Below are 12,583 nucleotides of genomic sequence, written 5' to 3' on the forward strand. Positions count from 1 at the left end.
TCAACAGGCGTCTGTCGCGTTCACTCGCTCCGGAAGCTCAGCCACTGGCTGGGGGGCAGATTGGCGGGCACAGGCAGGAAGGCACACTGGCCGCCCGATGACGTGCCGCCACAGGAAGTCAGGCGCGGAGCGCTGTTCTGCTCCAGCGTCTGCTGACCCTCCCGCTGATCGATGAAGGAGATCAGGCTATTGGTGTCCAGCGTCACCACCACCTGATCGGGAACGCTCGTTTCCACGAACGTGGGGTTCTGCGGCGTACTGACGACAGCCTGTGTGCCGATGACCGTCAGAGTGCCGGGAACGTAGCTGAGGGCATAATTGGCGGGAGCCGTAAGGCTTCCCTGCAGGATGGCGTAGCGGCCGGCGGGTGAATTGCTGTCCGCCGGGCTGGTCAATGTCCCCGTCAGGGTATCGCCATTCACGAGGCCGCGCCCGCCGATGACATAGGTGAAGGCGGGATTGGCGGCACCCACCGTCCGGCTCTGATTGTCGGCGATCACCGCGAGCGGGCGCGGGGTCACAACCACCGTGCCGCCGATGTAGGTGAGCGCGTAATTGGCCGAGGCCGCGAGCGTGCCCTGCGTGATGGCGTAGGTGCCGACATTGGATGTCGCGGAGGCACCGGTGGCGAGGCTGCCGACCAACGTGTCTCCATTCGCGAGGCCGGCCCCACCCACGGAATAAGTGAGGGCGGGCAGCGCATCGCCATAAGCGATGGACTGGTTGGTGGCGCTTACCGTAATCGGGCGGGCGCCGACGCTCAGGTTCGCCCCAGTGTACGTCAGCGTGTAATTGGCCGAGGCCGCGAGCGTGCCCTGGGTGATGGCATAGTTGCCGACATTGGCCGTCGCAGAGGCGCCGGTGACGAGGCTGCCGAAGAGCGTATCTCCATTCGAGAGGCCGGCGCCGCCCACCGAATAGGTGAGGGCGGGCAGCGCATCGCCATAGGCCATGGACTGGGCGTTGGCGGTCACGCTGATGGGACGTGGCGTTACGGTGACGTTCGCGCCCACATAGGTGATGGCATAGTTTGGCGAGGCCGACAGCGTGCCCTGGCCGATGCCGTAGGTGCCCACGTTCGCCGTGGGCGAGGCGGCGGTTGCAAGGGCGCCGGTCAGCGTATCGCCGCCATAGAGCGTGCCGCTGGTCAGCGCATAGGTGAGCGCGGGCAGGGCATCGCCATAGCGCAGCGTCTTGGCGTCGGCTGCGACGGTCAGCGCGGCCGGGGTGAGGGTGAGCGTGCCTGGCACGTAGGTGATGGCGTAGTTGGCGGAGGTGAGGCCGGAATTGGTGATGGAATAGCTTCCGGCGTTTACGGCTCCCTGAGCCGTGCCGCCCCAGGAGAGCGTGCCGCCGAGGCTCGCAACTGTGTCGGACCCCACGAAGCCGCTGTAGGTGACCCCGTTCCCGCCGGAATAGGCCGTGCCGTCATAGGGCTTGGTGCCGTCGTTGGCAGTCACCGTCAGCGCGGCCGGTGTCACAGTCAGCGTGCCGGGCGCATAGGTGATGACGTAATTGCTGGAGGTGAGGCCGGAATTGGTGAGGGAGTAGGTTCCGGCATTCACCGCCCCCTGCGCGGTACCGCCCCAGGTGAGCGCGCCGCCGAGGCTGGCGGCGGTGTCGGATCCCACGAAGCCGTTGTAGGTGACGCCGTTGCCGCCGGAATAGGCCGTGCCGTCATAGGTCTTCGTGCCGTCGTTCGCCGTCACGGTCAGCGCGGCGGTGCCCACGGTCAGCGTGCCGGCCGTGTAGGAGATGTTGTAATTGCCCGAAGTGAGGCCGCCTGCGGTGAGGGAATAGGTGCCGGCATTCACCGCGCCCTGCGCCGTGCCGCCGTACGTGAGCGTGCCGCCGAGGCTGGCGGCCGTGTCGGAGCCCACGAAGCCGCTGTAGGTCACGCCATTGCCGCCGGCATAGGCCAAGCCGTCATAGGTCTTGGCGGCGTCGCTGGCGGTCACCGTCAGGCTGGCCTTGTCGATGAGCAGCGTGCCGGACACGAAGGTGATGTCGTAGCCGAACTGGCTGGAATAGAGCCCCGCGAGCCTGAGGCCCGCACCGGAATAGGTGCCCGCATTGGCGCTGGAGGCCGTATAGCCCGCCGTGCCGGCGACGAGCGATGTGGTGTAGCTGCCGGGGCTGTAGACCAGCGTGCCCACGTCGCTGGAAGCCGCCGAGCCGTCATAGGTCTTCGATCCGCTGCCGCCTGTCACGGTGAGGCTGGACATGAAGCTGCGCAGCAGCGGCATGGTATAGCCATCATAGATGCGCCAGACGGAGGAGGTGCCGCCCGCGTCGTCGATGCTCCAGCCGGCTCCGGTGAAGGTGGAGAGGCTGATCATCTGCGCGGTCGTGAGCCCGGTTATGCCGCTCGAGGTGTCACCACCGCCGATGCCGACGCCGGTGCCCGAAGTGGTCGTGTTCCAGAAGCTTGCGGTGACGGAGCCGGAGTTGAGATAGCCGATGAAGCCGCCCTGATAGGTGGCTCCGCTGACCGAGCCCGTGGAGTAGCTGTTGGAGATCGGGCCGGCATCATAGCCGACAAGGCCGCCCTGATAGGTCGCTCCGCTCACTGAGCCCGTGGAATAGCTGTCGGAGATCGGGCCGTCATCATAACCGACAAGGCCGCCGGCGAAGGTGACTGCCGTTACGTTGCCGGTGGCGTAGGAATTCGAGATGGCCGCGTAGCTCCGGCCGACGAGGCCGCCCGCATAGGTGTCGCCGCTGACCGCGCCCCTCGCGAAGCTGTTCGAGATGTTACCAGTGTTCAAGGCGACGAGGCCGCCGGAGAAAAGGCCACCCGACACGTTGCCCGTGGCGTAGGAACCGGTGATGGTGCCGGCATTGCTGGCCACAAGACCAGCTGTTCTCGTGTTGCTCGTGGTGGTGCTCGTGACCGTGCCGGTCGCGAAGGAGTTGCTGACCGAGGCCGTGGCGCTCTGGCTGCCGCCCAGAAGGCCACCCGCATTCACATTGGCCTGGGAGTTGGTCACGCTCGCCGACGACGAGGAGTTGAGGATGCTCCCGTTCCCTTGGTTGCTGCCGACCAGGCCACCGAGATAGCCGGAGCCCGCGTTCGGGTTTCCGGCATTGAGGACGGCGCCGGACGTCTGCACGTTGTCGATGGTTCCCAGGTTGACGGCGGCCAGCATGCCGGCGACAACGCTGTTCGCGGTGCCGCTCACCGCAAGATCTCTGACCGTGGCGCCGGCACCGGTGACTCCGAACAGACCCGCCCGGACCGAATTGTTCACATAAAGCCCGCTGATGGCGTGGCCGCCGCCATCAAAACTGCCAAGAAAATTATTGAGATTGTCGCCGATCGGGTTGAAGCCGGCGCCGGAACGCCAGTTGGACGTGCCCGAAGCATCAATGTCAGCGACGAGCTCGAAGTTCTGCGACAGCAGGCTGGCGGAGCCGACCCCCTGAAGGCCATAGACATCCGCGATCTGGTAGGGCGTCGCCGCCGAGCCGTCGCCGCCAGTGACGCGCAGGAAAGTGGCTCCGCTGCCGATCACGAAATTGGTGGCGGCAAACGAGGGAAGCGTCGCCGCGTTCTGGCTCCAGGTGCCCCCGGAGAGGTTGAACGTGCCCACATTGATGGCGCTGGAACTGGTGGCGGTGCCGCTGGCGTTCAAGATCAGCGTGCCGTTGGTGCCTGTGACCGCGCCGCCGAGGCTGATGTTGCCGCCCGAGGTGGTGGAGAGGGCCAGGCTGGAAGCCGTCGTCCATGACACCGCATCCGCAAGGGTGAGCGCGCCGGCCGCCGAGAGCGTGACGGCGCCGCTCACGCCCAAGGTGCCGCCACTGTCGACGGTCAGCAGGCCGGAAGAGCCCAGATTGGCGTTGAGCGTGTAACTGCCCGTGGGGTTCAGATAGACGCCGTAGCCGGCGGTGGTGGTGAGCGGCGCGAAGGAGCTCGACGACAGGAACGACAGATCGGCGTCGGCATAGCTGGCGAGCGTGGCGAGATAATTGGTGCGCGTCGCGGTCAGCGTGGACTGGCCGGTGATGACATGGGCCGCCGTGCCATAGATGGCGACATTCTGGATACCGTTGCTGCCTGCAGCGTCGGAGAAGGCGGCGCCCTTGGCGGAGCCATTGTCGAGATAGGTCAGGACGCCCGTTGAGGCCAGCGCGGAGGAAGTGACCAGAATATAATAATAGCCGTTGGCGCCGGTCTTGGCGCTGCCGATTCCGCCGCCGCCGGAGACGGCGGTCACGGTCTCTCCCGAAAGTACGGTCGAGCCCGCGTCGCTGTAGGCGACGCCGGAAACCGCGACGGGCGTCGTCGAATAGCGCCAGCCGAAATAGGGGTAGAGGTTGGTGCCGGTGCTCCAGATGGAGGAGGAGAAGCCGGCCGGCAGGCTGCCTTGCAACTGGGCGGTGGTGCGCGCCGTCGCGCTGCCGAGGCCGCCGGCGATGCCCATGGACTGGCCGCTGGTCTGCGTGTCCCAGTAGGCGTTGGTGATGGCGGCTGCACTATTGTTGTTGTAGCCGGCGAAGCCGCCGACTTGCGAACTGCCGGTCACATATCCCGTCGAATAGGCGTTGGTGATCGTGCCATGGACATAGTTCACGCCGACAAAGCCGCCGATATTGCTCGCGCCGGAAAGACCGATCACCCGGCCGGTGGCGTAGGCATCGGTGATCGTGCCCTCGTTATGTCCGACCAATCCGCCGACCGGCCCCATCGCGCCGGTGACCGTGCCGGTGGCATAGGACTGGGAAATGGTGCCGCCATCGTTCGAGATATAGCCGTTCGACCCCACAAGGCCGCCCACGTAGCCATTGCTGGCGCCGGTCCCGGTGCCGGTGACGTTCCCGGTGGCATAGGACTGCGTGATGGTCCCGCCGTTGATGAGATAGCCGACCAGCCCGCCGATATCCCAGCCCACGCCGGTCACATCGCCGCTCGCGGACGAGCCGCTGACACTGCCACCGTCGACCGCGCCGATGAGGCCGCCCGTGTTGACCTCGTTCGTGCTCAGGCCCGACACGGTCGTGCTGGCGGAGGCGGAGGAGACGGAACCGCCGGACATGTAGCCGATCAGCGGCCCCACGTCGTCATTGCCGGTGATGCTGCCGCCGGCAAGCGTCACGTTGCTGATGGCGGCGCCGCTCGTATAGCCGAACAGACCGACGTAATTGGTGCCGCCGCGGTTGATCGAAAGGCCGGAGATGGTGTGCCCCTGGCCATTGAACGTGCCGGTAAAGCTGCTGCCGCTATTGCCCACCGGCACGAAGCCGGAGGCGCCCCAGAGCCCGCCATAATAGCCGTTGCTGCCCACGGCGAGTGCGCTCGCCATGTCGATGTTGGCGCCCAATTTATAGCTGGCGGACAGGCCCTGCGACATCAGTTGCAAGGCCGCCGGTGTCGCAATCACGCTCGACTGTTCGTTGCGCAGCATCGGCCGGGTTTCACCGGCGATCATCACCCAGGTGTTGGAGAAATCGAAGCCGCTATAGGTGGATTGGGTTCTCGGCGCCGCCGCCACGTCGGTGGCTGTGCCGGTGATGGTCGCGCCGGAGGTGCTGCCGAAGGCGGACGCCTGCCCCGTCGAATTGGCATCCCAATAGGCATGGCTGAGCGTAATGGAACTGGGAGATGCAGGATCGTCGAAGCCGATCAGGCCGCCTGCGTTCGTTCCTGTCACCCGGCCGCTGGCATAGATATTGGTGAGCGTCAGGGGCGTGACGCTGAAGGTTTGCCCTATGAGCCCGCCGACATATGTCGCCCCCGTCACCGATCCGGTGGTGTAGGAATCGGAAATGGTGCCGCTGTAAAGTGCGTAGCCCACAAGTCCGCCGGCCCCGTTTGCCGAAACCGTCACCGATGCAGCGGAAGAGGCGCTGGCCAAGGTTGAATCCACGAACCAGCCGGCAACGCCGCCGGCCTCCTGCGTCGCTGCGATCGTGCCGGTCACATGGACGTTGGAGAAGTTGGACGTGTCGGCCCAGCCCACCAGGCCACCCACGCGGGAGGAGCCGCTCATCGAGACGTTGGACAACGTAAGGTCCCGGACCGTGGCGGAATTCGTGTAGCCGAACAGTCCGAGCTGCGATGTGCCGGGCCGGTTGACCGTCAGGCCGTCTATGAAGTGCCCGAGCCCGGCCAAGGTGCCCGAGAAGGCCGTGCCGAAGACACCAACCGGAACAAAGCCCGCGCCGCTGTTCCAGCTGGCCGTCGCCGAGGCGTCGATGTCATTGCCGAGGGCATAGTTTCCGGAGCCGGTCATGCCCTGAAGGGCGGAGACATCGTGGATGAGCGTATAGGACGTGCCGTTGATGGAGAGCGAAGCTCCACTGTCCGGCAGAGAAACGCGGGCGCCATTGGTGAGGCTGTAGCTGCCGCCAGAGGTGAGGCTGGCCGCTGCATTCGCACCGCTAAAGGTCACGTCCTTGGCAATGATCAGGCTGCCCGCAGCCGAAAGGGTGAAGCTGGAGTTCGCATGGGCGTCGGTCAGCGCACCGTTTATGGTGAGGCCACCGGAGGCGGTGACCAACGACAGTCCACCATTGGTCGTGACACTGCCGGAAACCGTCAGGGCCTGACCGTTCGTGAAGGCAAACGACCCGGCCGCGCTCGACGTCCCGAGCGTCCCCACCAGATTGCCGGTGTTCGTGAGCGTGACCGAGCCGCCATTGGCCGCCGTCGCCGTCAGCGTGCCGGCCTGGATCACCGCGCCGCCGGCCTGGCTGATGCCGCCGGCACCCGCGCTCAGCACCAGCCCGCTATTGGCATTGCTTCCCGAGATATTGGCGTTGATGAAGACGCCGCCCGTGCTCGCATCCGCCAGCAATGACAAGGTGGTGGCGGCGCTCCATGTCACGGCGGCATTCACCGTGATGTTGCCCGCCTCGGATCCGGCACCGTTCGTGGTGATCGCAACGTTGGTGGAGGAGAGATAGGCGTTGAGGGTCGAGCTGTTGAGATTGGCGCCGCTGGCCGTCGGCTCGACGCTCCATGGGTTGCCCGAGACGGTGATCAAGACATTGCTGCTGCCGGAGGATGAAATGGTGACGTTGTACGGGTCAATGAGCCAGACGCCGGTCTGTCCCTGCTCGGAGAGCGTCGAAATCGCGACATTGTCGCCCAACAGCAGATTGTGTCCGGACGTTTCGACTTTGCCACCCGCGGCGATCCCCGTCGCGGTGGCGCTGATCGTTCCGTCAAAGCGCGTCGTCCCGTCCGACCAGACCACGGCACGTCCGCCTGCACCCGCCGTACCGTCCACCCGGATGCTCGCACCCGCCTCAACCGTCGTCGTGGCGGCTGTCGGCACATCCTCCGCGAGATATTTGGTCGTGGCGTCATAGCCGCCCTGATAATCGCCGCCCACCAGCACCAGCCCGCCCGTGGCGCCGCTCGCATCGAGGTCTGCGCCGGCCGCGAGCTGGATGTCCCGGCCCGTCACGACGATGGTGCCGCCCGCATCGCCTTCGCCCTTGGCGTCGAGCTTGCCGGACACCTTCACCGTGCCGCCCGAGACCCGGATCTCGCCGCCCTTGGCCTTGCCGTTCGATGCCGCCGCCCGCGCGGAGAGCTTCTGCGTCACCGTGACGTTGCCGCCATCGCCGGCGGTGAGAAAGATGCGGCCGCCCCTGCTGGCGACGCCGGTGGCCTTGGTGAGGCTCTCCGTATTGCCGGCCAGCGCATAGACATTGCCGCCGTTCGCCTTCAGCTCCGCCTCGGCGGCCTTGATGACGCCGGTGGTCTTGGCTTCCGTATCGCCGCCGCCCACCTTCACCACGAACTTGCCGTCCGAGAGCGCGGCATCGCGCACGAGCACCTCATAGCCGGCGGCAAGCCCGACCGTGCCGTTGGGTGCGGTGAGGGTGCCGGCATTCTCGACCTTGCGGGCGATCAGCACCACGTCTCCGCCCAGCGAGCCGATGCTGCCGTAATTGATGACGCTGGCGGTGCTGGAGCCCCGGAAGGTCATGGCGCCGCCGGCGTTGAAGTCGGCATCCGACACGTCATGGGTGGACGCAATGAAGCTGCCGCCTGTCGTCACCTGTCCGGTGGGGCCGACCGTGATGCCGTTGGGATTCACCAGATAGACGCTGCCGGTGGCCGAGAGGCTGCCGTCGATCTGCGAGGGCGAAAGGCCGGTGACGCGGTTGAGGGTCGCGCCGCTGCCATTCTCGAAGCGCACGGCATTGCCCGCGCCCACCGAGAAGGAGCCCCAGTTGATGATGGCATTGCGCGACGTCTGGGTGATGAGCACGCTGGTGGCGGAAGGCGCCGAGATCGCCGCGCTGCCGGAGACGACACTGCCCGAGGTGGGGAGGGCGGTCTGCGCCAGGGCTGGGAGGGCGGAGCCGACGAAGGCCGCGCTGGTCAGCAAAGCAGCCGCGCGCCGGCCCGTGCTGTGCAGGAGGGCGCCGGAAACGGCCATGGGAGCATACCGATGGTTCACCTTGCCCACCCCTGTCACCGCTTCGTCGCGTTTGGCATCACAACCCATTGACGCAACCATGAAGAGATGACAAGTGGCGCGGGCGCCCGTGGGTGGGTTCCTGCGACATGTTCATGATATATATCAATGTGTTATATCGACAAGGTGCAGATATGCGCCCAAAATTTGTCGGGCTGGCCGTTCATCAATGGCTATTGATCTTCCACATGATACCGTCGCGCCTGCTGTGCCTAGCTCGCTATGGATCGGGACTCGTCAGGCCGTCCGGCGATCGCCGCCCGCGTGTCCCCGTGTCGGCGCATCAAGCGTGATCCAGGCTGGTGCGTGATCGCTGGCATGGTCGCGCCCGCGCACGGCACGATCCACGCCGGCCGACACGAGGCGCGGGGCGAGCGCCGGGCTGAGCAGCAGATGGTCGATCCGCAGCCCGGCGTCGCGGGCAAAGGCGTTTCGCAGGTATTTCCAGAAGGTGTAGAGGCGCGCGTCGGGGTGGAGGTGGCGCAGCGCGTCCACCCATCCATCGTCCCGCAAATCGGCGAACGCGGCGCGCACTTCCGGGCGGAACAGCGCGTCGTCCCGCCAGCGCTCCGGCGCATAGACGTCGCGCTCCTCGGGCATGATGTTGAAATCGCCTGCGAGCACCATGGGCAGGTCGAGGTCGAGCATCTGCGCGCTGTAATTTCGCAGCCGCTCAAGCCAGCGCAGCTTGTAGTCGAATTTCGCGCCCGGTGCCGGATTGCCGTTCGGCGCATAGAGGCAGCCGATCAGGACGCCGCCGACGGCGGCCTCGATATAGCGGCTCTGGATATCGTCCGGATCGCCGGGAAGACCGCGGCGGGTCTCGACCGGCATCTCGCCGCGGGCGAGAATGGCAACCCCGTTCCAGGCCTTCTGCCCTAGCCAGACCGCGCCATAGCCCGCCTGTTCCAGTTCGGCGGCGGGAAAGCGCTCGTGCGGGGCCTTCAGCTCCTGGAGGCAGGCCACGTCGGGCTTGCTCTGCCGGAGCCAGTCCAGCAGAGGCGGCAGGCGTCCATTGACGCCGTTCACGTTGAAAGTGGCGATCCGCATGGCGGCCCCGGCGTGAGGCAGGAAGCCCATCAACGCTCAAGGCCCCGGTCCGGTTCGATCCGGTCGCTGGCGGCCCCCAGAAGACGCGAGGGCTAGAAACACAAAAAGCCCCGTCCCATGGACGGAGCCTTCCGTGTGCTCTTCAGGTGAATCACGCCATTGCCAGTACATCCGTGGTCAATGGCATGAAGGATCACGCAGCCTGAAGATTACCTGCCGAGTTCTTGCCGGACTTGTTGTCGCGGATGATCTCGAACTGGAGCTTCTGGCCCTCGGCGAGGCCCTGCATTCCGGCCCGCTCCACGGCAGAGATGTGAACGAACACATCCGATCCGCCGTTGTCAGGCTGAATGAAGCCGAAGCCCTTGGTGGCGTTGAACCACTTCACAGTACCGAAGTTCATGACGATTTCCTTTCAATCGCGCATGGGCGCCTTGCCCGCCGAAGCAGGTGAGGCAAGAATAGAAATTGAAGGGAAGGATCGTCAGGCGCTGTCAGCAGCGCCGGGAAAATCGGCCGTCAAGTTCAGACAAATTGAACCTAGCGGCCAATTGTGTTGAGAGCAAGGCCGAAATTTCAATCCGAAATTCTGTCCGCCCACGGCCGCAGTTCGGATTCACGCGCGACGCGCTCAAAGGCTTCCTTTTCACCTTTCACGCGGTAACTCGGCTCGCCCCTGTCCGGCGGCAACTGCCGCAGAATCTGGAAACGTCCGGGCGGGGCACGAAACCCCACGATGAATTCGACCCAGAGATCGACAGAAAATTTAGCGCTCATCCCTTCTTGTATCACGCTTTGCTCGGCGTGGCCCCAATTTTTATCTGAAACTGCTTGGCTCACGCCTCCTGCACGCATGCACAGGAGGCGGAAGACGACGGCAGATCAGGCGACGTCCGGCAGCCGGTCGAGATATTTGTCGAGCGTGATCGGGTAGTTGCGCACGCGCACACCCGTCGCATTGTAGAGCGCGTTGGCAACCGCGGCGCCGACGCCGCAGATGCCCAGTTCCCCGACGCCCTTCGCCTTCATGGGCGAGGAGATCGGATCGGTCTCATCAAGGAAGATCACCTCCTGGTGCGGGATATCCGCATGCACGGGCACCTCATATCCGGCGAGGTCGTGATTGACGAAGAAACCGCGCTTCTTGTCGACGGCCAGTTCCTCCATCAAGGCCGCGCCTGCGCCCATGGTCATGGCTCCGATCACCTGGCTGCGGGCGGATTTCGGGTTGAGGATGCGCCCGGCCGCGCAGACCGCCAGCATGCGGCGGATGCGGGCTTCGCCCGTCGCCGCGTCCACCGCCACTTCAACGAAGTGGCTGCCGAAGGTGGACTGCTGGTAGGTCTTGTGAAGGTCGCCATATTCGATGCCGTCCTCGCCGGTGAGCTCCCCGCTTGAGGCCGCGAGCGCCAGCGGAATGGACCGCTCGCCGCTGCGCACCGTGCCATGGACGAACTCGGCATCCGCGGCATTTAGGCCGAGCTTCCGGGCCACCGCCTCGCGAAGTTTCACGCAGGCGGCATAGACGCCAGCGGTGGCATTGTTGGCGCCGAACTGGCCGCCGGACCCCGCCGAGACGGGATAGGCGGAATCTCCGAGACGCACCTCCACCTGCTCGAGGGAGACGCCCATCATCTCCGCGGCGGTCTGGGCGATGATGGTGTAGCTGCCGGTGCCGATGTCGGTCATGTCGGTCTCGACCGTGACCCGGCCATCGGCGGACAGGCGCACGCGGGCGGCCGACTTCACGAGCAGGTTGTTGCGAAAAGCGCCCGCCATGCCGGCTCCGATCAGCCAACGACCCTCCCGCCGCTGCCCGGGGACGGGATTGCGGCTGCTCCAGCCGAAGCGTTCCGCGCCGAGCCGCAGGCACTCCACGAAGGGGCGGGCGGAGAACGGCCGGCCGGGCTTTTCGGGATCTTTCTGCGTGTCGTTGCGGATGCGGAAGTCCACCGGGTCGATGCCGAGCTTTTCGGCCATTTCGTCCATGGCGATCTCCAGCGCCATCATGCCCGGAGCTTCGCCCGGCGCGCGCATGGAGTTGCCTTCCGGCAGGTCGAGACTAGCGAGACGCATGGAGGTGAGGCGATTGGCGCCCGCATACAGGAGGCGTGTCTGGTTCACCGCTACTTCCGGTCCGCCGCCCTCCAGGTCGCCGGACCAGCTTTCGTGGGCGATGGCGGTGATCATGCCATCCCGCTCTGCGCCGATGCGGATACGCTGGATGGTGGCCGGACGGTGGGTTGTGTTGTTGATCATCAGCGGGCGATGGAGCGCCACCTTCACCGGCCGTCCCGCCGCCCGCGCGCCGAGTGCTGCGAGCACAATGTCGGCGCGCAGGAACAGCTTGCCGCCGAAGCCGCCGCCGATGAAGGGTGAGATTACGCGTACCTTCTCGGGCGGTACGCCGAGGGTCTCGGCCAGATCCGTATGGGCCCATCCGATCATCTGGTTAGAGGTCCAGACGGTCAGCCGGTCGCCTTCCCACCGCGCCAGCGAAGCATGCGGCTCCATCATGGCGTGGGTCTCGTCCGGCGTGCTGTAGGTCTCGTCCAGGCGCACCGTGGCCGCGTCAAAGGCGCGGGCGAAGTCGCCGACCTTGGTATCGGCGGCACCGCCCGTCGCCTCGTCCGAGGGCTTGGCGGCGGACCAGCGCGCGGCTTCGAGATCGAAGCGCCCCGGCTCGGCGGCATAGTCGATCCGGACTCGCCCGGCCGCTGCACGGGCCTGCTCGAACGTCTCCGCGACCACCAGCGCGACGGCCTGGTGGTAATGTTCGATGTGGGGCCCGGCCAGCAGGCGCGCGGTATTGTGCTTGCCCTTGCCGAGCTTCCCGGCGGTCTCGGCCGTCACGATGGCGATGACACCCGGCGCGCGTCGGGCCGCCTCGATATCCATGCGGGTGATGCGCCCCTTGGCGATGCCAGCGCCGATCACATAGCCATAGGCGGGATCGGCCGCCACATCGTGCCGCTCATAGGCATAGGGCGCGGTTCCGGTGGTCTTCAGCGGACCGTCGATGCGGTCGAGCGGCTGGCCCACCACGCGCAGGCGGTCGATGGGATTGGTGGTTGCGGGCGTCTCGAATTTCATGG

5 protein-coding genes are annotated in these 12,583 nt (G+C 66.0%); all 5 read right to left on the bottom strand.

Annotated elements, in window-relative coordinates; all coding sequences use genetic code 11:
- Positions 1–20: 20 nt before the first annotated feature.
- Complete coding sequence (locus AZC_RS07195) at positions 21–8,399, bottom strand: MBG domain-containing protein (RefSeq protein ID WP_052285885.1); 8,379 nt, start codon at positions 8,397–8,399, stop codon at positions 21–23.
- Between the two features lie 276 nt (positions 8,400–8,675).
- Complete coding sequence (gene xth / locus AZC_RS07200) at positions 8,676–9,488, bottom strand: exodeoxyribonuclease III (protein ID WP_012169925.1); 813 nt, start codon at positions 9,486–9,488, stop codon at positions 8,676–8,678.
- Positions 9,489–9,681: 193 nt separating this feature from the next.
- The gene (locus tag AZC_RS07205; RefSeq protein ID WP_012169926.1) at positions 9,682–9,891 is read right to left on the bottom strand and encodes a cold-shock protein; all 210 of its coding nucleotides are present in this window, start codon (positions 9,889–9,891) and stop codon (positions 9,682–9,684) included.
- A gap of 173 nt (positions 9,892–10,064) precedes the next feature.
- Positions 10,065–10,328, bottom strand: coding sequence for a hypothetical protein (locus AZC_RS25450; RefSeq protein ID WP_148209815.1), 264 nt, complete (start codon positions 10,326–10,328; stop codon positions 10,065–10,067).
- A gap of 42 nt (positions 10,329–10,370) precedes the next feature.
- A complete protein-coding gene (paoC, locus tag AZC_RS07210; RefSeq protein ID WP_012169928.1) occupies positions 10,371–12,581 on the bottom strand; it encodes an aldehyde oxidoreductase molybdenum-binding subunit PaoC in 2,211 nt (736 codons plus the stop codon).
- Positions 12,582–12,583: the final 2 nt, after the last annotated feature.

This window comes from Azorhizobium caulinodans ORS 571, from assembly GCF_000010525.1.
GTDB lineage: Bacteria > Pseudomonadota > Alphaproteobacteria > Rhizobiales > Xanthobacteraceae > Azorhizobium > Azorhizobium caulinodans.